At 61.4% G+C, this 24,911-nt stretch carries 25 protein-coding genes; 8 read left to right on the top strand and 17 right to left on the bottom strand.

Going from position 1 to position 24,911, the window contains the following annotated elements:
• Window positions 1–361: 361 nt before the first annotated feature.
• The 3 genes from AB5164_RS05750 to AB5164_RS05740 all read right to left on the bottom strand — a co-directional run bounded on the left by AB5164_RS05750 (window position 362) and on the right by AB5164_RS05740 (window position 3,660).
• Entirely contained in the window at window positions 362–1,063 is a 702-nt protein-coding gene (locus AB5164_RS05750; RefSeq protein ID WP_138341227.1) for a hypothetical protein, read from the bottom strand.
• A complete protein-coding gene (gene folP / locus AB5164_RS05745) occupies window positions 1,064–2,812 on the bottom strand; it encodes a dihydropteroate synthase (RefSeq protein WP_368143245.1) in 1,749 nt (582 codons plus the stop codon).
• A gap of 95 nt (window positions 2,813–2,907) precedes the next feature.
• A complete protein-coding gene (locus tag AB5164_RS05740) occupies window positions 2,908–3,660 on the bottom strand; it encodes an NAD-dependent protein deacylase (RefSeq protein ID WP_138113649.1) in 753 nt (250 codons plus the stop codon).
• A gap of 135 nt (window positions 3,661–3,795) precedes the next feature.
• Here AB5164_RS05740 and AB5164_RS05735 point away from each other — a divergent pair, with 135 nt between their 5' ends.
• Entirely contained in the window at window positions 3,796–4,614 is an 819-nt protein-coding gene (locus AB5164_RS05735) for an exodeoxyribonuclease III (RefSeq protein ID WP_138113647.1), read from the top strand.
• Between the two features lie 149 nt (window positions 4,615–4,763).
• On the opposite strand, the gene AB5164_RS05730 is transcribed toward AB5164_RS05735, so the two are convergent.
• From AB5164_RS05730 to AB5164_RS05720, 3 genes are read right to left on the bottom strand one after another with little or no spacing between them, the layout of a single operon-like run.
• Window positions 4,764–5,477: a DUF6580 family putative transport protein gene (locus tag AB5164_RS05730; protein ID WP_368143244.1), complete on the bottom strand. Its 714-nt coding sequence runs from the start codon at window positions 5,475–5,477 to the stop codon at window positions 4,764–4,766.
• A gap of 4 nt (window positions 5,478–5,481) precedes the next feature.
• The gene (locus AB5164_RS05725; RefSeq protein ID WP_368147884.1) at window positions 5,482–7,125 is read right to left on the bottom strand and encodes an ABC transporter ATP-binding protein; all 1,644 of its coding nucleotides are present in this window, start codon (window positions 7,123–7,125) and stop codon (window positions 5,482–5,484) included.
• The gene (locus AB5164_RS05720) at window positions 7,125–8,003 is read right to left on the bottom strand and encodes an energy-coupling factor transporter transmembrane component T family protein (protein ID WP_368147886.1); all 879 of its coding nucleotides are present in this window, start codon (window positions 8,001–8,003) and stop codon (window positions 7,125–7,127) included. The genes AB5164_RS05725 and AB5164_RS05720 overlap by 1 nt, the downstream gene beginning before the upstream one ends.
• A 208-nt stretch (window positions 8,004–8,211) precedes the next feature.
• Here AB5164_RS05720 and glmU point away from each other — a divergent pair, with 208 nt between their 5' ends.
• From glmU to gltA, 5 genes are all read left to right on the top strand, one after another.
• Window positions 8,212–9,624: a bifunctional UDP-N-acetylglucosamine diphosphorylase/glucosamine-1-phosphate N-acetyltransferase GlmU gene (gene glmU / locus AB5164_RS05715; protein WP_368147882.1), complete on the top strand. Its 1,413-nt coding sequence runs from the start codon at window positions 8,212–8,214 to the stop codon at window positions 9,622–9,624.
• Window positions 9,625–9,817: 193 nt separating this feature from the next.
• Complete coding sequence (locus AB5164_RS05710; RefSeq protein WP_117769752.1) at window positions 9,818–10,804, top strand: ribose-phosphate diphosphokinase; 987 nt, start codon at window positions 9,818–9,820, stop codon at window positions 10,802–10,804.
• A 242-nt stretch (window positions 10,805–11,046) separates the two neighbouring features.
• Window positions 11,047–11,676 carry an aminoacyl-tRNA hydrolase gene (gene pth, locus AB5164_RS05705; RefSeq protein ID WP_171025267.1) on the top strand — a complete coding sequence of 210 codons (630 nt, stop codon included), beginning with the start codon at window positions 11,047–11,049 and terminating at the stop codon, window positions 11,674–11,676.
• A gap of 373 nt (window positions 11,677–12,049) precedes the next feature.
• The gene (locus AB5164_RS05700; protein WP_006235793.1) at window positions 12,050–12,889 is read left to right on the top strand and encodes a sulfide/dihydroorotate dehydrogenase-like FAD/NAD-binding protein; all 840 of its coding nucleotides are present in this window, start codon (window positions 12,050–12,052) and stop codon (window positions 12,887–12,889) included.
• Complete coding sequence (gene gltA / locus AB5164_RS05695) at window positions 12,880–14,289, top strand: NADPH-dependent glutamate synthase (RefSeq protein WP_022094914.1); 1,410 nt, start codon at window positions 12,880–12,882, stop codon at window positions 14,287–14,289. Before AB5164_RS05700 ends, gltA begins: the two co-directional genes overlap by 10 nt.
• Window positions 14,290–14,416: 127 nt before the next feature.
• Here the strand turns inward: gltA and AB5164_RS05690 are convergent, their stop codons facing one another.
• The 11 genes from AB5164_RS05690 to AB5164_RS05640 all read right to left on the bottom strand — a co-directional run bounded on the left by AB5164_RS05690 (window position 14,417) and on the right by AB5164_RS05640 (window position 23,419).
• Window positions 14,417–15,040, bottom strand: a complete 624-nt coding sequence (locus AB5164_RS05690) for a cytidylate kinase-like family protein (protein ID WP_117564047.1) — start codon at window positions 15,038–15,040, stop codon at window positions 14,417–14,419.
• Between the two features lie 76 nt (window positions 15,041–15,116).
• On the bottom strand, window positions 15,117–15,755 hold the full coding sequence (locus AB5164_RS05685) for an amino acid ABC transporter permease (protein ID WP_055285379.1): 639 nt from the start codon (window positions 15,753–15,755) through the stop codon (window positions 15,117–15,119).
• Between the two features lie 3 nt (window positions 15,756–15,758).
• Entirely contained in the window at window positions 15,759–16,505 is a 747-nt protein-coding gene (locus tag AB5164_RS05680) for an amino acid ABC transporter permease (RefSeq protein ID WP_035136546.1), read from the bottom strand.
• Window positions 16,506–16,530: 25 nt separating this feature from the next.
• Window positions 16,531–17,406 (bottom strand): transporter substrate-binding domain-containing protein, encoded by an 876-nt coding sequence (locus AB5164_RS05675; RefSeq protein WP_022094216.1) that lies wholly within the window; start codon window positions 17,404–17,406, stop codon window positions 16,531–16,533.
• Between the two features lie 8 nt (window positions 17,407–17,414).
• Window positions 17,415–18,146, bottom strand: coding sequence for an amino acid ABC transporter ATP-binding protein (locus tag AB5164_RS05670; protein ID WP_022094215.1), 732 nt, complete (start codon window positions 18,144–18,146; stop codon window positions 17,415–17,417).
• Between the two features lie 275 nt (window positions 18,147–18,421).
• On the bottom strand, window positions 18,422–18,865 hold the full coding sequence (locus tag AB5164_RS05665; RefSeq protein WP_006235801.1) for a GatB/YqeY domain-containing protein: 444 nt from the start codon (window positions 18,863–18,865) through the stop codon (window positions 18,422–18,424).
• 54 nt (window positions 18,866–18,919) lie between these two features.
• Complete coding sequence (locus tag AB5164_RS05660) at window positions 18,920–20,140, bottom strand: peptidylprolyl isomerase (protein WP_368136750.1); 1,221 nt, start codon at window positions 20,138–20,140, stop codon at window positions 18,920–18,922.
• 204 nt (window positions 20,141–20,344) lie between these two features.
• A complete protein-coding gene (locus AB5164_RS05655) occupies window positions 20,345–20,812 on the bottom strand; it encodes a PTS sugar transporter subunit IIA (RefSeq protein WP_368143117.1) in 468 nt (155 codons plus the stop codon).
• 65 nt (window positions 20,813–20,877) lie between these two features.
• Window positions 20,878–21,345, bottom strand: a complete 468-nt coding sequence (locus tag AB5164_RS05650) for a PIN domain-containing protein (RefSeq protein ID WP_368137601.1) — start codon at window positions 21,343–21,345, stop codon at window positions 20,878–20,880.
• Entirely contained in the window at window positions 21,342–21,686 is a 345-nt protein-coding gene (locus tag AB5164_RS05645; protein WP_368137600.1) for a type II toxin-antitoxin system RelB/DinJ family antitoxin, read from the bottom strand. Before AB5164_RS05645 ends, AB5164_RS05650 begins: the two co-directional genes overlap by 4 nt.
• Window positions 21,687–21,952: 266 nt before the next feature.
• A complete protein-coding gene (locus tag AB5164_RS05640; RefSeq protein ID WP_368137599.1) occupies window positions 21,953–23,419 on the bottom strand; it encodes an ATP-binding protein in 1,467 nt (488 codons plus the stop codon).
• Between the two features lie 70 nt (window positions 23,420–23,489).
• On the opposite strand from AB5164_RS05640, the gene AB5164_RS05635 reads away from it, so the two are divergent.
• Together AB5164_RS05635 and istA are read left to right on the top strand one after the other, a co-directional pair.
• A complete protein-coding gene (locus tag AB5164_RS05635; RefSeq protein WP_368137598.1) occupies window positions 23,490–23,750 on the top strand; it encodes a hypothetical protein in 261 nt (86 codons plus the stop codon).
• A gap of 108 nt (window positions 23,751–23,858) precedes the next feature.
• On the top strand, window positions 23,859–24,911 hold a 1,053-nt coding region (gene istA / locus AB5164_RS05630; RefSeq protein ID WP_368142463.1), incomplete at its 3' end, for an IS21 family transposase.

Raw genomic sequence — 24,911 nt, 5'->3', positions numbered from 1 at the left:
GGACCCGTACCCGTTCTGGCTGGATTAATGGATGGAAACGGGTGTTCTATCGGGACACACATTTTGTCCTATAAGCCTCCATATATGACGTTCTATTGATGAGTTTCATTGGGGCCTCCTCGCGGTCTTTTATCGCTATTCCTCAAAATTGAAAAATTTTCAGTTTTGAGGAATAGGCTCTATAGCGAATATACCTCGCGAAAGACCGAGCTGCCTTAATCCTATTCCTCAAAAACGAAAATTTTTCAGTTTTGAGGAATAGGGCGCTGGCAACCCATTCCCCAGATAGGCGAAACCCTCCCCGGCACAGGCCGAGGAGGGTCTTGTTGTCATGTCTATCTTTGGGCGCGAACGCCCCGCGCTACAGCCCGCGAATGCGCACGGCCTCGGGCGGAAACTCCTGCTCGCCGGCATCGGTCTTAATGGTCGCGCGACCCCAGATGTCCAGGCCCGCAAACACACCGACCGCAAGCGGCAAGCCGTTGGGCGACACCGCCGCAACTTGGCGGCCCAGCAGCGGCACCATGTCGAAGTACTCGCCCAACACGGGGGCCAGCGGACCGGCAGCGCCCTGCGGCGTGTTGGCAACAACCGCCCAGGTGTCCACACGGGTCAGCACGGCGGCGGCCAACTCCTCGACCAGCGCTTCGTCAGCCACGTCCACACCAAGCTCGCTCAGCGCCGAACGCTCAATATCCACCGTCACGGCACCGAACATGCCTGCGGCACCGGCGCCACCGTTGACGGAGACGCGTGCAAACGACGTCTCAAACGCAGGCGCACCGCACACGATATCGCTCGGCCACTGGATACCCACCTTACCGGCAAGGCCCAACCCCGGCGTCGAAGCCGTGCCCACGAGCGCGTCCATCATGCCCATCGCGGCCACAAACGGCAGGCCGTGGAAGGCATGCATGTTCACATCCGGGCGCACGACCAGCGAAAACGTCAACGACGCCTCGCCCGCGCTCCAAGCGCACCAGCCCGCGGACGCACCCTCGCGGCCCGCGTCACGCGCGGCGTCAAGCTCGGTACCGGCGGCAACAGCATTCATCTCGATCATCTACATACGCCCCAATTCGCCCACGATATGGCCCACGCGGTCCTCGGGCTCCTTGACCTCGACGCCGTTGTAGCGGAAGAACCGCGCCGGGTCGTGCATCAAGTCCTCAAGCGGCACCAGCACAAAATCGCGCTCGCCGATCAGTGGATGCGGCAGGCGCAGCTTTTTGCCGCCGTGGGTCTCGCCGTCCATCCACAGCAGGTCCAGGTCGATGGTGCGCGGACCGTTGGCCTTGGCCTTTTTGGAGCGGTCGCGCCCCAGCTCGGCCTCAATCTTCATGAGCTCATCGAGCAGCACCAGCGGCGCCAGCTCGGTCTTGATCTCGATGACGGCGTTGGCAAACGCGTCCTGGCGCGTCTCGTAGGCCGGCTCGCTCTCGTAAATCTTGGAGGAGTTGGACACGCAGGTGAGTGGAATCTCGGCGATCATCTCGCGTGCAGCGCGGATGTTGTCGCAGCGATGCCCCAGGTTGGAGCCCACAGCCACAAACGCGCGGCGCGGCTGCGGCTTGGCAACCGCCCAGTAGCCGTTCAGGAACTGCGCAAAACCCGCGGCGTCGTGCACGCGCACGATGTTGGCACCGGCCTGGATGGCGCCCAGGCACACGCCAAACGTAGCGGCATCGCGCTCGGCGGCCTCGGTCACGCCCGAGACGGCGCCCACAAAGCGCTTGCGCGACACGGCGCACATGAGCGGATAGCCCAGTGACGCCATCTTGGCAGTCTCGCGCTGGATGACGATGTCCTCGTTAGCCGACTTACCAAAGCCCGGGCCAGGATCGATGCAGATGCGGTCGCGCGACACGCCGGCATGGATGAGCGTGCGGGCCTGGTCGGACAGAAAGCCCATAACGCGGCGCATGATGGGCGCCGAATCGGGCAGGGTGAAGCGGCGGAGCTGCGAGGTGGGCACATAGGCTTCCTCGCGGCGGGCGCTGCGGCGCATCATGGCGGCCAGGCGGTCATTGGACTCCGATGCGGCCTCGGTGGCTGCGGGCGCGGCTTCGGGCGCGGGCGCGACGGTCTCGGCGGCAGCAGCCTGCTCGGCGGCCGGCGTCTCCTGCCCCTGCTCGCTTGAAGGCTCGGGCGTGGGCTCCGGTTCGCCAAACGGCAACGAGGGCTGCACCACGCCGCCCGGAAGCTTGGCCTCGACCTTGGGCTCGCCCAGCAACTTGCCGCGACGGCGACGAGCCGGCTTCTCGGCCTCGCGCGCGGCCTCGGCAGCCGCCTCGCGCGCCTTCTCGGCAACAAACGCCGCTGCCGAGGTATCGAGCTGCACCGTTGCGTGCGTGCGGGCGGGCGCGGCGACCTCGCCGGCATGCATCACGATGACGCCGCAGGTGCTCGTCTTAACGAACTCGACCATCTTGGGATCAGTGAAGCCCGTCACGTCGTTGACGATCGAGGCGCCGCAGCGCACGGCCGCCTTGGCAACCGCCACATGACGCGTGTCGATCGAGACGATGGCGCCCTCCTTGGCCAGCGCACGCACCACGGGCAGCACGCGGCGAGCCTCCTCGTCGGGGTTGACCGGGGTAAAGCCGGGGCGCGTGGACTCGCCGCCCACGTCGATGATGTCGGCGCCGGCGTCGAGCATCGCCAGGCCGTACTCGATGGCGGCATCGGGGTCGAAGTGCTCCCCGCCATCGCTAAACGAATCGGGCGTCACGTTGAGGACGCCCATGATGCGCGGACGGTCAAAGCTGAGCTCATACTTTCCGCACCGCCATGTCTTGCTGTCGTTCGCCATGAACATCCTCCTAAAATGCCCACGCCGCCGAGCTTGGGGAGCTGGCGGCGGGGTCGCTTTGCACTCAGTCTTTCTATTGTATCCGCGCGCGCGGGCTAGAACGCAAACGCGGCCGCGATGTCGCAAGAAATCAGCAGGTCGGCATTTGCATCCTGATCGGTGGGAGCAAGGTTGCATATGGCCAGCGTATCGCCGGTAAAGTAACGCGTAAGGCCCGCCGCCGGATACACCACGAGCGAGGTCCCACCCACAATGAGGGCATCGGCCGCGGCGATGGCGGCAACGGCACCGGTCAGCACATGCTCATCGAGCGGCTCCTCGTAGAGCACCACATCGGGCTTGATGCGCCCGCCGCACGCAGGACACACAGGCACGCCCGCGGCGTCCTCGTGCTCGCGCGAGCAAATCCACTCGGCGCTATAGACCGCGCCGCACGACTGGCAAATGTTGCGATGGACCGATCCGTGCAGCTCGAACACGCGCTGCGAGCCGGCCGCCTGGTGCAGACCGTCGATATTTTGCGTCACCACGGCGTCGAGCTTGCCGGCGCGCTCCAGCTCGGCCAGCTTGGTGTGGCAGCGGTTAGGCTTAGCGTTAAGCGCGATCATCTTGGTGCGGTAAAAGTCGAAGAACTCCGCAGGATGTGCCTCGTAAAAGCTATGCGACAGCATGGTCTCGGGCGGATAGGCAAACTGCTGGTGATACAGGCCGTCCACGCTGCGGAAATCGGGGATGCCACTTGCCGTGGAAACACCAGCGCCGCCAAAGAAGACCACGCGCTTGTGGGTGTCAAACAGATCCGCCAGCGCGGCGGAGGCCTGCCTGGGGTCCGATATTGCCTGCGTCATATGAGTCCTCCGTCCTTGTTAGTCGGGCAGCGTTGAGCGACGTCCCAGCATGCGGCCTTTAAGTCAGCATGCACGGAGCCCACCCCGCCCCTGTTGCGCTAATCTTAAGCCTGCCAACCCCGTCGAAAGGACACCATGCCTCAGACTTACACTTTCGCCTCGTGGAACGTCAACGGCCTGCGCGCCGTGCTCAAAAAGGACCCGAGCTTTATCCAGATCGCGCAAGAACTCGACGTCGATATCCTGGCGCTGCAGGAGACCAAGCTGCAGGAGGGCCAGGTCGATATCGACCTGCCCGGCTATCACCAAACCTGGAGCTACGCCGAGCGCAAAGGCTATTCGGGCACCGCGGTCTTTAGCCGCCAGGAGCCGCTACGCGTGCTGCGCGCCGACGCGCTGCTGCCCTACGCCGGCGAGGGCGAGGCCGCCGAGCTCGTTGCCCAAGCCGCAACCGAGGGCCGCGTCTGTGCGCTCGAGTTCGACAAGTTTTGGTTTGTCGACGTCTATACGCCCAACGCGCAAAATGAGCTCGCGCGCATCGACGTGCGTATGGCCTGGGACGATGCCTATCGCGGCTTTTTGGGCGCGCTTGAGCACGAAACCGGCAAGCCCGTCGTAACCTGCGGCGACTTTAACGTGGCGCACGAAGAGATCGACCTTAAGAACCCCAAGTCCAACCGTGGCAACGCCGGCTTTTCGGACGAAGAGCGCGGTAAGTTTACCGAGCTGCTCAACGCCGGCTTTACCGATACCTGGCGCACGGCTAATCCGGACGTTGAGGGCGTCTACAGCTGGTGGAGCTATCGCTTTAATGCCCGCAAGAACAACGCCGGCTGGCGCATCGACTACTTCCTGGTAAGCGACGCAATCGCCGCCAACGTTCGCGACACCGGCATCCGCGGCGACATCTTCGGCAGCGACCACTGCCCCGTCACCCTCACGCTAGAACTCTAGCCCCAAGTAATTCCTGGGGGGACAGAGGAAAACAGATTGTGTGGCCCCTCTCCCCCTATAAGTTGCGGTGGAATAGTTCCTGTTTGGGCAGCAAATAGCCAAAAACGAGAACTATTCCACCGCAAGTTCGTGAGGGAACGCGAAATGCCCTACAGTCCGTATTTCACGACGACACGGTTAATGCGACGGCACCAAGGCTTGTACAGGGCGGCCAAGAACACGCAGGTCGCGAGGCCGTGTGTGATATCGAACGGCACTGCCGTGGCAAGACGCGCCACGGCACCCGCCCAAGTAAGCGGCTGTACAAATCCAATGATGTCATACGCGTTAATCACGACGCCATAGAGCAAGCCCGACGCAAAACCGTACGCCAGCAGCGCCGGCAATCGCACGGTGCCGTCGGCGCGGTCGAACGCACCCGCGTACGCCAGCGCGCCGCCAACATAGCCAACCAGGCCCCAGGCATACATCTGCCACGGCGTCCACATGCCCTGCCCAAAAAAGAAATTGCTGGTCAGCGCCGCCAACGCACCGACCATCAAGCCGTTACGACGACCGAGTGTCGCCCCAGCGATAATGGCGATGGCACTCACGGGTTTAAAGTCGGGAATGGGGCCGAACAAGATGCGGCCCGCCGCAGCCAGCGCCGCCAACACCAGCGTGGGCATAATCTGGCGCAGGCCCGGTCGCGACGCCTCGTAGCCCGCAAAGAACAGCGCGAGCACGAGCGCCACCACGACAAGCATGGCAAGCGCCGCCTGCTCAATGCCCGCCAGCAACGCCGCAGCCATCACCACTGGCACCGCCAGCAGCAGCGGGATCTCCAGTTTTGTAAGCAGGCGCGCGACGCGATAATCCGTCATCCCATCACGCCCTATAAAACACGTTGTCGGTAAAGAAGTCGGCCGGCGGCTCCATGCAGGCAATCTCACCGTCAAACATCATGGCAATGTCGTCGGCAACCTGCTCAGCAAAATCCAGATCGTGCGTAGCCATGATGACGGTGCCGCCAGCCTTCGCATGGTCACGCAGGGCGCGGGCGATGATGCGGCGACTCTCCAGGTCCAAGCCCTTCGTGGGCTCGTCAAGCAGCAGCAGCTCGGGGCCGATCAGCAGCAGCTTTGCCAGTGCGAGCAGCTGGCGCTGTCCGCCCGAGAGGTCGTAGGGGTGGCGCGTCTCCAGGCCGTCCAATCCCAGTTGCGTCGCACGCTCCCGCGCCAAGTTCTCGTCATATCCGCAGGTCGAAGCCCATTCCATCAGCTCGTCGCGAACCGTCTCGGCAACCAGCAATGCTTTGGGATTCTGAGGCAGCAGCGCCGCCGAGGCCGCCCCGCGCTCCATATGCCCACGCTGCAACTTGACCGTCTTGGCCAGCACCGAAAGCATCGTCGACTTACCGCATCCGTTGCCGCCCACGATCGCATGCACCGCACCGGCCGAAAACGACGCATCGAGCCCACGCAACACCCAGCCGGACGCTCGATCGTAGCGAAACCAACCTTCCGACAGGGTGGTAGCCGACCCAGCGTGCATTTTTTGGAGTATTCTGCTTCCATCCGTGCGCGGGAAGGCTTCCGAGCCATTCTCGAGCGACGTTTGCGCCACAAATTTGGACGATTTGTCCAATTCTGAACTTTTTTTCGCGCTCGATACGTCCCCGGGCGGCTCCAGAGAGCCCAAATTGTCCTCACGCCTGCTGAATACTCCGTTTTGTGCACATCGGATGGCACCCCACCCCCACGTGTCATCGGAAAACAGCGATTCTCGGCGTCCCAAAGATGCCATATCCGCCGCCTCGTGCACGCGGCCATCCTCAATCCGGTACGCACACGTCGCGTATTCGAGCATTGGGCGCGGCTGATGCGTCGCCACAACAACCGTGCAGCCCAGCTCGCGATTCACACGAAACAGCGCGTGCAGGAAATTCTTCTCGGCAACGGGATCGAGCTGAGACGTGGGCTCGTCGAGCAGCAGCACGTGCGGGCGCAGCGCCAGGACGGCGGCAAGCGACAGCAGCTGCTTGCGGCCACCCGAAAGCGTATCGGTATCACGATGAAGCCAGTCCTCCAGACCAAAGAAATAGCTGGTCTCGGCAACACGGCGGCGCATCTCGTCGCGCGACACACCCAGATTCTCTAGGCCAAACGCCATCTCGTGCCACACGGTCTCGCACACGATCTGGTTCTCGGGATCCTGGAACACATAGCCCACGCGCTCCGCAGACGCGCGCACGTCCATGTCGGCAACGTTCTCGCCCAGCACGCGCGCATCGCCAGTGCGCTCGCCCGCCGGAGCGATCTCGGGCTTGAGCAGCGACAGCAGCGTCGACTTACCCGATCCGGTACCGCCGACAAGCAGCGCAAATGCACCTTGAGGAACAGACCAGTCGAGCCCCTCGAGCACCGCATCATCAGCCCCGGGGTAGGCAAAGCTCAGGCTCCGCACCTCAATCGCCGGCATATCCGGGCCGCACGCCGCGCCCGACACCGGGCCCCTATCCAACCGAGCCATCAGCCAAACCTCTTCTTATCAATCGCGTGCAACGCGCAAGGCAGCACCATCCAGGCAGCGTACACGACATAGCCCGGCCACGGCGCCGGCACCGAGAGCTGCGGATAAAACGAATACTGCGTCGTCGCGGTCCATGCCACTGCCACCACAGCGGCGCCAAACAGCGCAAGCCCCACCAGCGCGGCAACATCGCCGCGCCCCAGCCGGTACCGCGCATACGTCGTACGACGTGTCGCGGCACCCCACCCGCGCGAGCGCATCGCGTCCGCGCGCTCCAGCGAATCTTCCATGCCCCAGCCCATCAACACACTCGATGCCCGCAGGCGCGAGCGCACGGGGTCGGCCGGCGCGCGCCCCGGCACGTCAATCGCATCTTGCACCGCCAGCACCGTGCGGCCGCGGCGCAAAAACTGCGGGATAAGCCTCATGCACATCGAGATCATGAGCGCAATCACCGGCGCGGCGTTGCCTAACAGTGCGAGTACCTTGTCGTATTCGAGCATCGACGCCGCGGCCTCAAACCACAGCACGCTCGCCACAAACAGCCCGCCCATGCACAGGCCGTATACCATGCTTTCCAGATACACCGCGCGCATGCCAATACGGAACAGCTCCGTCGAGCCCGAGGCGTTAAACAGCGGATTGACCAGCGCGATAATCAAAATCACCGGCAACTGCCAGCGGAGTGCGCCCAGCGTGCGGGCAGCCCCACGCGTCGCAAATCCATACGCCAGCCCGCCTGCGAGCGACAGCGCGATTAGCACCGGTTGCATCGAGAACATGGTGAGCCCCAGCGTCAGCACTATATAGAGTGCCGGCACAGCCGGATGCGACATCGAGAACGCCGCGACGGGCTCGCCGCCAAACTCCTCTCGCATGTTGTCCACGGGCACCCCCGCCCCCTCGCTCAAAAGACAACTCCGCAGCACCGCCAACGCCGCACGCAAGCAGTGCAAACGCCATGCCGGCGGCGCAAGCCTCAACCGCCGCAAACCAATCGTTACGCGCTCAACATATGCCTGCGGTATCATATTGCGCCGTGTATCGTTTCCAAACACACGTCTCTATAACGTAACAGGAGATCACATGGACGCAACCGCAATTATCCTCGCTGCCGGCGAGGGCACCCGCATGAAGTCGAACCACTGCAAGGTTTCGCACAAGATCCTGGGCAAGCCCATGGTCCAGTGGATCGTCGACGCCACCATCAAGGCCGGCTGCAGCCGCGTCGTGGTCGTCATCGGCAGCCACGCCGACGAGATGCGCGCCCTCATCGACGGCGCCTACGCCAACAGCGCCACCAAGGTCGAGTGCGTCGAGCAGACCGAGCGCCTGGGCACCGGCCACGCCGTGAAGGTCGCGCTCGAGGCCTGCGGCATCACGCAAGGCCCCGTCGTCGTGCTCAACGGCGACTTGCCGCTCATCACCGCCGACACCGTCGCCAAGTTCGCGCAGACCGTCGCCACCGGCGAGCTCGCCTGCACCGTCATGGCCATGACCCCGCCCGACCCCTTTGGCTACGGCCGCATCAAGCTGGGCGCCGATGGTCAGATCGAGCGTATCATCGAGCAGAAGGACTGCACGCCCGAGCAGGCCGCCACGCTGCTGGAGTGCAACGCCGGCTGCTACGCCTTCGACGGCGCGCAGCTCGCCGCACACATCAACGAGATCGACAACGACAACGCGCAGTCCGAGTACTATCTGCCCGACATGCTCGGAATCCTCAAGGGTCACGGCCAGGCGGTCTCCATCTTCCACTGCGATGACTACCGCGACGGCCTGGGCGTCAACAGCCGCATTCAGCTCGCGCAGCTCACCGCTATCGCGCGCGACCGCATCAACGAGCACTGGATGGTCGAGGGCGTTACCTTCATCGACCCCACGCAGGCCTGGATCGGCCCCGATGCCGTTATCGGCCGCGATACCGTCGTGTGGCCGCAGACGCATCTGATCGGCCACGTCACCGTGGGCGAGGAGTGTCAGCTCGGCCCCAACAGCCGTCTCACCGACACCACCGTCGGCAGCGGCTGCACCATCGATGAGACCATCGCCATCGAGGCCGTCATCGAGAACGGCGTCGACTGCGGCCCGCGCGCCTACCTGCGCCCGGGCACCCACATGCTCGACGGCTCCAAGGCCGGCACGCACGTGGAGATCAAGAAGTCCACGATCGGCGAGGGTTCCAAGGTGCCGCACCTGTCCTACATCGGCGATACCACCATGGGCTCCGGCGTCAACGTGGGCGCGGGCTCCATCACCTGCAACTACGATGGCGTGCACAAGCACAAGACCGTCATCGGCAAGGATGCCTTCATCGGTTCCGACACCATGATGGTCGCACCCGCCCAGATCGGCGATGGCGCGCTCGTGGCCGCCGGCTCCGTCATCACCGAGCCGGTCCCGGCTGACGCACTTGGCCTGGGTCGTGCCCGTCAGGTAAACATTGAGGGCTGGGCCGCCGATTATCGCCGCCGTCTGCACGAGGACGACGAGGTATAACGTTTTACCAAGCATCTAAGGAGCTGTTCCCATGGGGGCGGCTCCTTTTTCTATCGTGACCTGCGCAACCGGATGAGTGGTCGGTTCGTGTCCGTTGACGGTAAAGACGTTATCAAGACTCGATAAACCCCGCCGCGCGGTTACAATGCAAAAAGGCATCTATATGGCATTCGATGTATAAAGGAGAAGGGTAATGCCGATTAATGATCCCGAGAAGTCGGAGAATATGCGCAAGTCCATCCGCGTGTATTCCGGTTCCTCCAACCGTCCCCTCGCTCAGAAGATTGCTGAGTACCTTGGGGTCGAGCTTTCGGGCCTTACGCTAAAGCAGTTCGCCAACGGTGAGATTTACGCCCGCTACGACGAGACCGTCCGCGGCGCCGACGTCTTCCTGATTCAGTCCGTGGCCGGCGGCAACGTCAACGACATGCTCATGGAGCTGCTCATCGCCACCGACGCCGCCAAGCGCGCATCCGCCCGCTCCATCACCGCCGTTATCACCCACTACGGCTATGCCCGCCAGGACCGCAAGGCCGGCCCGCGCGAGCCCATCACCGCCCGCCTCGTCGCCAACCTGCTCGAGCGCGCCGGCGTCGACCGCATCATCACCCTCGACCTGCACCAGGGCCAGATCCAGGGCTTCTTCGACATCCCGGTTAACCACCTGTCCGCACTGCCGCTGTTCGGCCAGTACTACAACGCCATGAACTTCGACACCGACAACCTGGTTGTCGTCTCCCCCGACGTGGGTCGCGCCAAGGCCGCCAAGAAGCTGTCCGACATGCTCGGCTGCGATCTGGCCATCGCCCACAAGGGCCGTCCGCGCCACAACGCCGCCGAGGTCATGGGCATCATCGGTGACATCAAGGGCAAGACCTGCATCATCAACGACGACATGATCGACACCGCAGGCACCCTGTGCGCCAACGTCAAGGAGCTCAAGGCTATGGGCGCCGGCGACATCTACGTATGCGCCACCCACGGCATCTTCTCCGGTCCGGCCATCGAGCGTCTGAACGACGCCCCGATCGTCGAGTGCGTCGTCACCGACGCCATCCCTGTCGAGGTCGGCGGCAAGATCAAGACCATCTCGGTCGCCGAGGAGTTTGCTCAGGCCATCTCCGCCGTTTACCACGAGGAGCCCGTCTCCACGCTCGTCGGCGGCGACTTCGCACTGTAGTCGCTCGACCCTCGCATCCCTCCGGAAGCCCCGGACACGCCTGCGGGGTTATCACGCGAACGTCCTCGCCGCTTTGCGGCTGCGGGATGCTCGCTTTGATAACCCCTCCCGGCGTGTCCGGGGCTTCCTGCTGTCTCGGGGCAGCTGTTTTCTGAAATGACTTTGCTGCAACCTTTCCTCGCCTTCGGCGGGCGTGGTAGCCTTTGTCGTTGATTGAACTTTTGTGTAACGAAAGGATGAACATGGCAGCTGCACAGCCGCTTAAGATTCGCATGGTTGCCGGACTTGGCAACCCTGGCGATGAGTATGCCGAGACCCGCCACAACGCTGGCTTCAAAGCGATCGACGAGTTGGCCCGCCAGGCCGGTGTCACGTACTGGAAAAACCAGGCAGGCGCCGAGGTTGCGCTCATCAACATCAACGATCCCGAGGAAGAGGGCGGTAAGCGCCAGATTGTACTGGTCAAGCCGCAGTCGTACATGAACACCTCGGGCGGGCCCATCTCCAAGCTCTGCCGCGAGTACAAGATCAAGGCCGAGGAGCTGCTCGTCATCCACGACGAGCTCGATATTCCCGCCGGCGACGTACGTGTTAAGGTGGGCGGAGGCCATGCCGGCCACAACGGCCTGCGCTCCATCATCGACAAGATGGGCAGCCGCGACTTTAGTCGCATTCGCACCGGCATCGGCAACCCTCCCGGCAAGATGGCCGTGGCAGACTATGTGCTCAAGCAGCTGCGCGCCCGCGAGGCCGAGGACTTCCAGGACACCTGCGCCCGCGCCGCAGATGCCGCCGGTCTGGCCATCGTCCACGGCGTGATCTATGCCCGCGACCACGTCAACGGTGCCGCCTCCGCCAACGGCAAGCACTAAAACCTACTATTTAGGGACAGGTTTATTTTGGCAGGTTTTATCTACGGAAATGCCGTGGTGGCTGCATCGCAATAAACCCCGCACTGCCATACACACATAGCGCCCCAAGGGGGCCGGCCTCATCACAACCCGAGGCTGGCCCCCTTTGCCGTTTTGCCTGATAAAACCGACCAAAATAAACCTGTCCCCATTTGGTAGGTCGAAGTGGATAAACCCTGCTCCCAACCGCCGAAGACACACGTAAACAGCATGTCCATGAGGGTATAATTTGCACCGTATGTCTGCACAACGCCTGTGCGCGTACGGTTTTACTCGGGCTACCGTCCATTTCCGTGGAGGCACGGTTCGGCAGCCCTAACAAGAGAGGGGTTCTATGTATAAGATCCTGGAGAAGACGCAGTTCTCGGAGAAGGTGTTCAAGTTCCGCATCGAGGCGCCCGCAATCGCCAAGCATGCGCACGCTGGACAGTTCCTCATGGTTCGCGCCAACGAGACGGGCGAGCGCGTCCCGTTTACCCTGGCCGGCTGGAACGGTGACGAGGGCTGGGTCGAGTTCATCTTCATGGTGATCGGCAAGACCACCGAGATGCTTTCCACCTACGAGGCCGGCGAGTCGCTGCGCGACGTCGTGGGCCCGCTGGGCGTTCCCACCGAGATGGCCGAGGGCCCCTGCGCCGTCATTGGCGGCGGCGTCGGCCTGGCAATTGCCTTCCCGGTCGCCAAGCACCTGGTCGAGACCGGCCACGAGGTGCACGCCATCATGGGCGCCCGCACCAAGGACCTCCTGCTCATGGAAGACCAGTTCCGCGAGCTCCTCGACGAGGACCACATCCACATCACCACTGACGACGGCTCCTACGGCGAGCAGGGCGTTGTCACTGCTCCGCTGGAGCGCCTGCTGCAGGACAAGGCCGTGAGCCAGGTCTTCTGCGTCGGCCCCGTTCCGATGATGAAGTTCTCGACCCTCACCGCCCAGAAGTACGACACCCCCATCACCGCGTCGCTCAACCCCATCATGGTTGACGGCACCGGCATGTGCGGCTGCTGCCGCGTCGAGGTGGGCGGCGTGACCAAGTTCGCTTGCGTCGACGGCCCCGACTTCGATGCCACCCTGGTCGACTGGGATGACCTTCGTGCCCGCCAGGCCGCTTACCGTTCCGAAGAGGGCGAGTCCCTCAAGGCCTATGAGGAAAAGAGCTGCGCATGCCACTAGTTAACGGTCGTTTCGTTGCCGATATGAAGTCGCCCCGTACCCCCGATAACGAGGAGCCGGCTGCCGAGCGCGCCTGCGACTTCCGCCCCGTCGACAAGGGCTTCACCGAGGAGATGGCGCTGGCCGAGGCCGAGCGCTGCCTCAACTGCAAGAAGCCGTTCTGTGTCGAGGGCTGCCCCGTCAACATCAACATCCCCCGCTTTATCGAGCAGATCCGCGCGAAGGACTTCGGCGGCGCTCTCGATACCATCCGCGAGGACTCCATGCTTCCCGCCATCTGCGGCCGCGTCTGCCCGCAGGAGAACCAGTGCGAGGGCAAGTGCATCCGTGGTAAGAAGTCCGAGCCCGTGGCCATCGGCCAGCTCGAGCGCTTCCTGGGTGATCGCCCCGAGCTCGCCTCCACGCCCAAGATGGCCCCCAAGAACGGCAAGAAGGTCGCCGTCGTCGGCTCCGGCCCGTCCGGCATCACCTGCGCCGGCGAGCTCGCCCGTAACGGCTTTGACGTTACCGTCTTCGAGGCCTTCTTCACCGGCGGCGGCGTGCTGGTCTACGGCATCCCCGAGTTCCGTCTGCCCAAGGCGGTCGTCAAGCGCGAGATTGACGGCCTGGAGGACATGGGCGTCAAGTTTGAGTACAACTCCGTCGTGGGCAACATGGCCACGGCCGAGGAGCTGTTCGAGCAGGGCTTCGACGCCATCTACGTGGCGACCGGCGCTGGCCTGCCCAAGTTCCTCAACGTCCCCGGCGAGAACCTGCCCAACGTCTTCTTCGCGAACGAGTACCTCACCCGCGTGAACCTGATGAAGGCCAACAAGTTCCCCGAGTACGACACCCCCACCAAGCACGGCAAGAACGTCGTCGTCTTTGGCGGCGGCAACGTGGCTATGGACGCCGTCCGTACTGCCAAGCGCCTGGGCGCCGAGCATGCCATCATCGCCTACCGTCGTACCGAGGACGAGATGCCCTGCCGTCGCGCCGAGCTGCACCATGCTAAGGCCGAGGGCGTCGAGGTTCTGCCGCTCGTCTCCCCGCTCGAGTTTGTCGCTGGCGAGGACGGCTCCGTGTGCGCCGTCAAGGTCCAGAAGATGGAGCTCGGCGAGCCCGACGAGTCCGGCCGTCGTCGCCCGGTGCCCATCGAGGGCGCCATCGAGGAGATCCCCTGCGACGTCGCGATCTCGGCTATCGGCACCAACGCCAACCCCTTCGCAAAGAAGATCGGCGGCAAGATGGAGCTCAACAAGTGGGGCTACATCGTTGCCGACGAGGAGACCGGTCAGACCACCGATCCCCGCATCTGGGCCGGCGGCGACATCGTCACCGGTGCCGCTACGGTCATTCTGGCGATGGGCGCCGGCAAGAAGGCCGCCGCTTCCATCACCAAGAGCCTGCTGGGCGAGTAATCACCTACAGCGCTAGCCACCAAACGGCAAAGTCCCCGTCGAGCACACGCCCGGCGGGGACTTTTTCTATACCGGCCGCCCAAACCACCACAATGGGGACAGGCACCTTTGTGGTGGTTTCAACTGGTTAGCCTTCGAGTTGGGCCACCTTGTAGCGGTAGGCTGCGGCGATGACGTCCTTGCAGCCTTCGCGGCCCAGCTTGGCGCGGTTGACGACGATATCCTTGCCGCTCGTCATCTTCCACTTGCCGGCACTGTAGCGCTTGTAGAACGCCTCGCGCGCCTTCTGCTGCTGCTTGACCAGCTTGGCGCCCTTCTTTTTGTTAAGGCCGCGCTTCTTGCGCACGATCTCGACGCGGTCCTCAAAGGGTGCGGTCACCAACACGGCAATGTGGTTGGGGTTGTTGCGCAGCAGGTAATCGGACAAACGGCCTTCGATAATGCAACTCTCGGTCTCGCCCAGATCCAAAATCACCTGGCTCATCTTTTGGAACAACTTATCCGAGTACGAACGCGCATCGTAGCGGTCGGGCAGAAACGCCATGTTCTCCACGGCCAGACGCTCATCATAGGCGGCCATCTTATCGAGCGACTCGCCCGCGCGCAGCGACGCACGTACCAGCAGCTCGTTATCGTACAGCGGAATCCCCAACTCGTCGGCAAGCATGCGGCCAATCTCGTGGCCCTCGGCACCAAAGTCGCGCGCGATGGTAATGACCACAGGACTCTTCTTGTTCTCCAGATCGCTCATCGCGATTCCTTTCTAACAGATGAGAAAAAGGCTGTCTATCGCCTTTTCTCACGATAGCGTACCAGGGAAAGCCAGGCTATGCGGCCACGATGCGACGTTGATATGCCCTCACCAGCAGCGAGATACCAAAGTTGAGCACAAAGTACATCGCAAACACCAGGCCGTAGAGCATAAGCACCTGCGACAGGTCGATCGCATGGGCCATCACGACATTTGCCGTGTACATGAGCTCGGCCACGTTAATGCCCGAAAGATACGAGCTGTCCTTAATGACGGTCGTGCACTGGCTAAACAGCGCCGGAATGATCGTCTTAAACGTCTGCGGCAGAATGATGTAGCGCATGGTGGCAAAGAAGCCGAAGCCCTGGCTCTGCGCTGCCTCAAACTGGCCGCGCGGAATCGAGTTGAGGCCGCCGCGCACAATCTCGGCCATAACAGCGCTGGTAAACAGCGTAAAGGCGATGGTCGAAATCACAATGTCCAAACCCTGCACCGTAAAGTAGATAAACAGGATCCACAGTAGGTTCGGCGTACAGCGGAACAGCTCGATATAGGCGCTCACCAAAATACGGAACGGGCGGGGCGCATAGCTCTTAACGAGCGCCAGCACCGTGCCAAAGATGAGCGAGAAAAAGATCGACAGCGCCGAGATCTCGATTGTCTTAACAAAGCCGCCCCAGATGTAGAGCAGGTTGGTCGCGTTGAAGATTTCCATGCGCTAGGCCTCCTCTACGTTGTCGAGCCCCAGCTCGGCCAGGCTCACGCCGCGCGGACGCTCCTTGGAGCGGCGCTCGAGCCACTGCACCAGCATGGCGAGCGGGAAGCAGATGATGAAGTACATAAGGCAGCAGACGATGTATCCCTGCAGGTAACCGTACAGACTCACAAAGTTGTCGGAACGGTACATAAGGTCGCCGCCGGCCACAAGCGCCAGCACCGACGTGTTCTTGACCAGGTTGAGCGCCTGGTTACACAGCGGCGGCAGAATGATCTTGAACGTCTGGGGCAGCACGATGTACCAGTAGGCCTGCGCACGGGTGAAACCCTGGCTCTGGGCCGCCTCCATCTGACCGCGCGGAACCGCCTCGATACCAGTGCGGATGACCTCCGAAATGTAGGCCGCGTGATACAGGCCCACACCCAAGAAGCCCAACACGAACGGCGCGATGCGCACCGGCTGGTCGGCACCGGTTATGGCCTGCAAAAACTGCGGACCGGCCATGTACATAAAGAGCACCTGTACGGGCAACGGGGTGTTCTGGTAAAACTCAACGTACACGCGGCTTATAGCACGCAGCACACGCGAACGGGTGGTAGAGAACACGCCCAGCAGCGTGCCCAGTACCAGCGACAGCAGCAGACCGGCAACGACCACCTGCAGCGTCACGCCAAAGCCCTCCCAGAAGGGCCCCATGTTTTGAAATGTCGTCGACCAACGGTCGGCGTCAAATAATCCTTCGAGCATTTGATTCCTTCCTTGGACGATGCGCCTATACAAGACCCCAGGTCTTGACCTCTTGGTCGAGCCAGCCGTCGGCCAGGCGATCGCAAATCACCTGATCGACCACGGCCGAAAGGTCGCAGCCCTTCTTGGTCGCCACGCCGTAGCCCTGCTCACCAAACTTGACCTCGGGCTGCAGCAGCTCAACGGTCTCGTTCATGTAACCGGCCAGCGTGGAGCGGTCCATGGCAAAGACGTCGATATTGCCGGCGTCGAGCGAACTCTTGATGATGGGGTAGCCGCTAAAGGCCCTAAACTCGGGCTTGCAGCTAAAGCCGTTGTCCTTGATCATCTGCTCGATCAGGCCCTGCGTGGTGGCACCCTGGCTCACGCCAATGACCTTGCCGTCCAGGTCCTCAATCGAGGTAAAGCCCGAACGCTTCTTGACCATGAGTCCCACGTAGTCGGTGCGGTACGGCGTCGAGAAATCCCAGCTCTTCTTGCGCTCGTCGGTGATGGTGTAGGTCGCCGCGACCACGTCAAGTTGGCCGTTATCGATCAGCGGGCCGCGCGTCTTGGGCGTTACGTCGGTAAACTCGACAAGCTCCTGAGCGCGAGCCTCCTTGTAGCTCACGCCAAAGACGGCAGCGGCGATCTGGTAGCACAAATCGACTTCCATGCCCTCAAAGCTGCCCTTGGCGGTGTCGTAGTAGCCGTAGCCGGGAACGTCCTTCTTAACGCCGGCATTCAGATGGCCACGCGACTTAATGGCCGCAAGCTTGGACCCCTTGTCGGAACCCTCGCCGCTGGTGGAGTTGCCGCAACCGGTAAGCGCGGCCCCCGTCAGCGCGAGCATGCCGGCGCCCGCCAGCTGCAAAAAGTGACGGCGCGACACGGCCGCCCTCGTCATATCCGTCATGTCCATCACCGCGCCTAGTGCAGAATCTTGGACAGGAACTCGCGGCAGCGCGGGTTCTCGGGGTTATCGAAGAAGTGCTCGGGCGTGCCCTCCTCCAGGATGCGGCCGTCCTCCATAAAGATGACGCGGTCGGCCACCTGGCGCGCAAAGCCCATCTCGTGCGTCACGCAGATCATGGTGATGTCCTCCTGCGCGAGCTCAATCATAACGTCCAGAACCTCCTGGACCATCTCGGGGTCGAGCGCCGAGGTCGGCTCGTCAAACAGGATGATGGGCTGCTTGGTGCACAGGGCACGGGCGATGGCGATGCGCTGCTGCTGACCGCCCGAGAGATTCTGCGGATACTCGCCGGCCTTATGCGCCATGCCAACGCGCTTGAGAGCGGCGATGGCGATCTCGGTCGCCTCCTCCTTGCTCTTCTTTTGCAGCTTGATGGGCGCGAGCGTCAGGTTGCCCAGCACCGTCATGTTGGGATACAGGTTGAACTGCTGAAACACCATGGAACTATACTTGCGAGCCATCTCCAGGTGATTCTTTTTGGTGAGCGGCGTACCGTCGATGACGACCTCGCCCGACGTGGGCTCCTCAAGATAATCGACACAGCGGATGAGCGTCGACTTACCCGAGCCGGAAGGCCCGATCATTACGAGCTTCTCGCCGCGCTTGACGGTGAGATTGATATCTTTGAGCACATGCAGGTCGCCAAAGTACTTGTTGAGATGCTTGATCTCGATCATGTCTGCCATGAATGTCCCTTCCCTGCGTTTACACGAGTTGAACTATTGTACGGAAAGAACCGCGTTTCCGCAGCCCACACTACATTCCCGTAAAGAACCCGCAACCTTCCACCCACTCATTGGGGACGGGCTTAAATGAGTACCTGCTCACCGCCCACTCATTTAAGTCTGTCCCCAATGAGCACCCAATGACCAGCCAGGGGAGGCGCCCTTCATCGGCCAACAAAAAAGGGCGCGACCGCAATGGTCACGCCCCTCAGCATCGGCTATGTGTCGGCCAGCCCTTAAGCCAGCTTTGCACCGACGATCTTTGCCGCTGCCGGCTTGTCGAAGTTGCCGCCGGTGGCCTTGCCCAGGGCACCCATAACCTGGCCCATCTGCTTCTTGGAAGTAGCGCCCAGCTCGGCGATGACCTGCTCAATCAGGGCCTCGAGCTCCTCGCCCGAAACCTGCGCGGGCAGCAGGCTCTCCAGAATCTTGACCTGCTCGGTCAGATTGTCGGTGCGCTCCTGGTCGGTGCCGGCCTTGATGGACATCTCCAGCGTCTCGCTCGTCTGCTTGATCAGACGCTTGATCATGCTGTTGACGTCTTCCTCGGTCACATCGCGGCGCTCATTGACCTCGATATTCTTCACCTCGGCCTTAACCTGGCGAATGATGGACAGGCGAACCTTGTCCTTGGCCTTCATGGCCGCGATCATTTCCTTCTGCAGCTCTTCGTTGGTCATCTGCAAATCCTCTCTAATAGCGTGGGCGGCACTCGCGCGAGCACCGCCCCATGATTACTCAGTCGTCGACGAATCGTCGGTCGAACTCTTGGTGACGCCCTTCAGGCTGACGTTGTACGGCACGTCCTTGGGCATGGGGTTAACGGTGATGTCGGCGTCCTTCTTGTACTGCTCCAGCCACTCGCTGTACGCGGTGCTTGCCGCCTGCGTCTTCACCACGTTAGAGACATACTTCTTAATGTCCTTGGGTACCTGCTTGATGTCATCGACCTGGTTATCGACATGGAAGTAGTCGGTGCACTTGATGACATGGTAGCCATACGTCGACTCAACCACGTCACTCACATCGCCCTTGTTGAGCCCCTCGAGCGCCGCCTGGTAACTGTCGACGAAGGTGGTGAGCTTATCCCAGCCCACATCGCCCTTCTTCTCCTTGGAGCCGGTGTCGTCGGAATACTGCTCCACGGCGTCCTCGAAGCTCAGCTCGCCGGATTTGATCTTGTCCAGGCACTCCTGTGCCTTGGCCTTGGCGGCAGCCTTGTCCTCGTCGGAAGCGTCGGAATCAACCTTGATCAGGATGTTTGAAGAGCGGCGGGCATCGTTGTAGTTAGACAGGTTCTCGTTGATGTAATCGACGATCTCACTGTCCTTGGGCTTACTGGTGGGTGCCACGGCGTCCTTGAGCTTCTGCTGCGCCAGGCTCTCCTTGAGCGAGTCCTTGTAGGTGTCCTCGGTATAGCCGTAGGTCTTAAGCGTCTTCTTAAAGGCTTTGGCGCCGCCGGCACTCTTGCAGGCGTCCTTCCAAGCCTTCTCGACCTCCTCGTCCGAGACGGTCACGCCGTTTTCCTTCTGCGCTTGCTGAAGCAGGATCTGCTGCGCGTAGGAGTCGATGAGCTGCTTGCGATACTTCTTGGGTGTGAGGTCGTTGTCGACCAGGTACTGCGCCCAGTCCTTGTCCTTGGTGTAGCCGTAGGACGTGCGCATGCTCATGATCTGCTTGGTCACGGTGTCCTCGGTGAGGTTGGTGCCGTTGATAGTGGCAGCAACACCGCCGGTCAGCTTGTAGCCCGAGGTGTCCTCAGCCTGCGACATAAGGCCGGAGCACGCCATCGCCGAGACGGAAAGCAGCATCGCCAGCACGCCGATGACCACCAGAACGATCTTGACGGTCTTAGACACGTACGTCTTGCGCTGCTTCTTGCGAGAGCTGGAGGCAGCGCGGGCCTGCTGCTCGGGCGTCGGCGCGGCCTCGGAGTTCTTTTTCTTATTTGCCATAGTTGGCCTTTCGCATAACGAATCGAACAAACGCCATTGTGTCACAACGCGGCCCCCGCGACACGCTTGGTGCATTGGGGACAGGTTAATCTGCACCATTTTGGTGCAAAGGGGACAGGTCTGGCAGTTGGCAGTTAGGGACGTTCCTTTTCTGCCGGCAGATGGAGACTGTCCCCGGCTGCCGGCAGTCCCCCAGTGCCGGCCTTAAAAGTGTCGACGGATGGCGTCGACCATGTCCTGCTGCGTGGTTTTGCCGAGTACATCGGCTGCAGCGTCGGCATCCATAAAGATATTCATAAGCGCCTGAAGTGCCTCGACCTGACCGCCCGGCTCGGCAATGCCCAGGTTGATGATGATCTGCGCCGGCACCGGGGCGCCCATGCCCGCCATCGCGTTGAACGTCACAGGTGCGGCGGGCTTTACCACCGCGATATAGGGCTTGGCCACAAATCCCGGATCGGTATGCGGAATGGCGATGTTTGCCGCCGGCATAGCGAGACCCGTAGGATAGGCGGCCTCGCGCGTGCGGACGGCATTGAGCCAACCCTCACCAATGTAGCCGCGCAGGGCAAGCTCACCCTCGAGCCGCGCAAACACCTCACCCGGCGTCGCGCACTCCCAATCAAAAAACACCAGCTCAGGCGAGAATAGCATCTCGGCGTTATCCGCCATACTGTCCTCCAAAGTTGTACGAGGTTCACAATGCCCCATATGATAGCGAAACGAGACAGACAAGGTTAGCCGAGGATCCCGATCATCTCGACCGCGCGAGCAGGTGTCAAGCACACCTCGGGCATCGCCTCCAGCATGCGCCGGTCGCTCGTGACCACATAGTCAACATCCGCCGTCTCGCCCGAAGCGATGATGAGGTTGTCTTCAAGATCCGGCATACGCTTGCCAAGCATGCGCGCCATCTCGCATTCTGCCAACGAAAGCGGAGAGGCAGTTGCCACCTGCATCATGTGCTCGATGCAGGCCCATGACGCCGGGGCAAACGATACGTTAATCCCATTCGCATTCCGTCGGGCTAGACGCCGAGGCAAAATATAGAACACATCCTTTGCCGTCGTGGGCGCATACAGAAGGTCGATCTTTCCCGCCTCGGCCAGTTCAACCAATCTCTTCGCTTCGTCGAACGCCCCCTCTTGCAGGTAATAATCGAGCCAAACGTTCGTATCTACCAAGAGACGCTTTGCCTCAATCATCGACAATTCGCCTCTATGTCGGCAATCATCGCGTCATACATATCATCTCGTACGGCATCCCAGTCTTCCGCCGAAGATTCTGCCGATGCGAAATCCGACGCGCTCAGCCCCAACGAGGAAAAAGCTAGGCCACACCCCTGTTCGGCGAGGCTCTCCTCACGGAGTGCCTCACGCTTATCCGCCACCATAAATCCCGGCAACGCTTGATGCTCGACAAGATAGACCCAAAGCGCGCGAATGGCATCGCTCGGCCCCAACCCATTGCGAGTTAGGACCGCATCGCCACCGGCTTTGAGCATAGGATCAATTCGCGTGTTGAGCTGCACCGTTGCTGTACCCATAGCGGCTCCTCTCTACATGCTAGCAGTATAGCAAACATGAAAGGCCACGCAAAAGGGCCCCGCCCGCACGCGGACGGAACCCTATCGGATTTTTTGGGATGGAAATGACACCCGTCACGTTATTCAGAGTCCAAAATCAAAGAGGCTATAAAAGCTGAGAGGGCTCATGTGATTCCATAAGCCCCCTCAGCTTTTTCGATAGTTAAGTCACAACAGCGCTTCGTCATTAACAAACACAAGCTGCCTCATTTTCCCGCTTCTGCCCTTTAGGCCCAATACGGAATATACCTTCGATATTTGGCGCCCGCATCCTCGTCCTCTTCCTTTATCAACGCCTCTTCCAGACACTCTCTGATTAGACGAGACATCGCCACCGTGTTTTTCTTTTCATCGGAAAGTCCAAAACGCTCTCGCAGTGACTGATTGCTCATCGACTCGCCTTGGGCGTACAAAAGACAAGCATGCCAGTACACAGCATTTTTTCGTTCGCTTTTTTTCATTCGAGTATATGGGCAATCGCAATAGAGCGTCACGAGCGTTCCCAGCCCGCCCTCACTCTTGATAACCGGTGAAGGCATGCCGGCTTTTTCGAGCGAATCTACGATTAAATCCCAGCCCGTACCGCCTTCTTCGCAAAGATCCATTTGGCGCATGAGGGACGCCATCATCGAATTGCGCGTTTTCGGCTGCGCGTTGAGCACGCGTTCTGCCGGAATAAGCGTTGTCCCGGGATTAGAAAACTCGATACGATTGTCGTAAATCGCAACAAGAGGCCCCGCCGTGTTGTCAGCGATGTCTTGATGGATCACGGCATTTGATAGCAGTTCGCGAATCGCCCTTTGGGGGTAGGCCGTCTGGATGCGTCGAAATGCGCCATCCAACGTCTCAACAGCCGGAATCATCGACATGATCAGTTGCTCAGCCTGCGGAAGCGCTAAAGCGTAACCCTTATCGATTTCAGTATCACCAATAATGTCAAAGCTGCCTTTTCCCGCATATCGCACAATTCGCAGCATGCGTTTTCTGAGCTCCGGATAGCGAGAGAGCCTCTTTCCCACTAGAAGCATCCCCAAGCGCGTCATGCTATAACGGCCGTTGTCTTGGCGATGAATCAGCTCTTGCTCACAGAGAGCAAGAATTACTCCGTCCAGATCGACGGGTCTCCTCAATCTGCACAGCTCAAAATATGCATCAATATCCAGAATCTCGGCGACCTCTTGAGGCGTCAGATCGCTCTCAACTACAGCGAGCTCCGCGTTCCCCGCCTGCAAGCGACGCCACAGCTCCGCCTCTCGCGCACTACCAGGAAGCAGTTCTGCCGTCGAAGATCCCTCTCGGATGTAGGCGGTCTTATCAAAATAGACCGGCTGAGCGTTCGCGGCGTGCACTTTCAGCACCACAAAGTGCTTTGTCTCATGGTCAATAACCGCAAACTCGTAATTCGCATTGTTTGAGAGCGCAAGCTTGAGCCACATCAAAAGCTCTTGGTTTCCCTTGCCCTTTGCGTGATATGGGTTGAACTGGGTACCCACAAGCTCATGAGCATCGTCGCTCACGCCCCAGATCTTATAGGCATATGCACGGCCGCAGTAAGCGGCAGCGTTGGCAAGCGCAGAGATGTCACGCCCCGTTCTAACGGGGTCGCTATTACTCTCTTTAAACTCAAGCCACTCGGTTTCATCAGGATAGCCGATAAGTGAATAAATCAGCTCCATGCCATCTGCTTCACCCATTGAGCCTGCCTCCTTGCGCTCATTTTGATAACAAAATGATAAATAGACGACAAATAGAATTGTGCACAATTTGAAGCTGAAGGCCAAGTTTTTCTGGTCATTTTCCCAGATAATCTCAATGCTGGAAGCTTTGTTCTCTGCAAAAGAGTCGACTGCCGTAATTGACAGGCAAGAAGATATGGCTCCGATGTCAAAAGGAACTCAAGCAGCAGGGAATGTAATTAAACCAGCAACTATCGCCAAGCAAATGGGCGTTGTCCTTATCCAGCATCATGTCCTTCGAACAAATCGAGCGGCAGCGGTGTTAGCGCCGGGCGATTTTAGCCGCTAATAGTCAAACGATTTTGACCAATCCCGGTCACCGAATAATGGCCACCGTGCCTCCCCGCCGCCACTACGCTGGTGGTGCCAACACGCCGGCGTTAGGAGGACCATTGAGGTGAACGAGAGACACGATGACCTACAGGAGATTATAGACGCGGCGCTCCGGGAGATGGCCGCGGAGGAGGGCGACGGGTTCGACCCGCAGGCATGCAACCTCGCGGAGTTCTGCAGGAGGACGGGGCTCACCCGCTCCCGCGCGAGGACGGTCAGGGCACACGGGTTCAGGGCCCTGCCCCACGGGAACAGCGGGAGGAGGGCCGCGCCGGGCGTGCTCGCCGGCCACACCGGCCTGGTGGACGACCTCCTGCGGAAGGGCGTCACCAACTCGCAGGTGATATTCGAGCGGCTGCTCGGCCAGGGCTACGCCGGCGGCCTCACCACGGTGAAGACCTACATCGCCGCGCACCGGGACCTCGTGCCCGCGAAGAGGCGGCAGGCGGCCCCGCAGGGCTGCCGCGGCCAGCGCTTCAGGACGGCGCCCGGAGAGGCCTACCAGATGGACTGGGGCTTCGTCGCGGTCGAGCGCCCCGGCGGGGAGCGGGCGCGGATCGCCTGCTTCGCCATGGTCTGCCACCATTGCGGGGGCGCCCACGTCGAGTTCTTCCCGAACGCGCGCCAGGAGAACCTCCTCATCGGGATGCTGCACGCGTTCTCGGCGCTGGGCGTGCCCGCGACCGTGCTCACCGACAACATGAAGAGCGTGGTCGTCCGCCGCGATGCCGACGGCCGGCCCGTCTGGCAGGCCGACTACGCCGAGTTCATGGGCGTCGTCGGCTTCCGCACCAGGTTGTGCAGGCCGCGCCACCCCTATACGAAGGGCAAGGTGGAGAGGCTCGTCCGCTTCGTGAAGGGGAACTTCCTCGCGGGAAGGTCCTTTACCGACCTTGACGCCCTCAACCGGGAGGCCGCCCTCTGGTGCGCCGAGCAGGGAGGCCGCTGGCGGCGCGCGGCGGCATGCGTCCCGATGCGCGAGCACGAGGCGGCGTGCTCGGCGAACACCAGGCCGCTCGAGGTCACGGCCGAGGTCGAGCGGTACCTGTGCCCGCGCCGGAAGATCTCCTTCGACGGCTTCGTGAGCTTCGAGGGGCACCGCTACGGCGTGCCCTAC

The sequence above is a fragment of the Collinsella aerofaciens genome, assembly GCF_040915425.1.
In the GTDB taxonomy this organism is placed as follows: domain Bacteria; phylum Actinomycetota; class Coriobacteriia; order Coriobacteriales; family Coriobacteriaceae; genus Collinsella; species Collinsella aerofaciens_BW.
The sequence above is the reverse complement of the archived record's forward strand: the minus strand, read 5'-3'. Positions and strand labels throughout refer to the sequence as shown.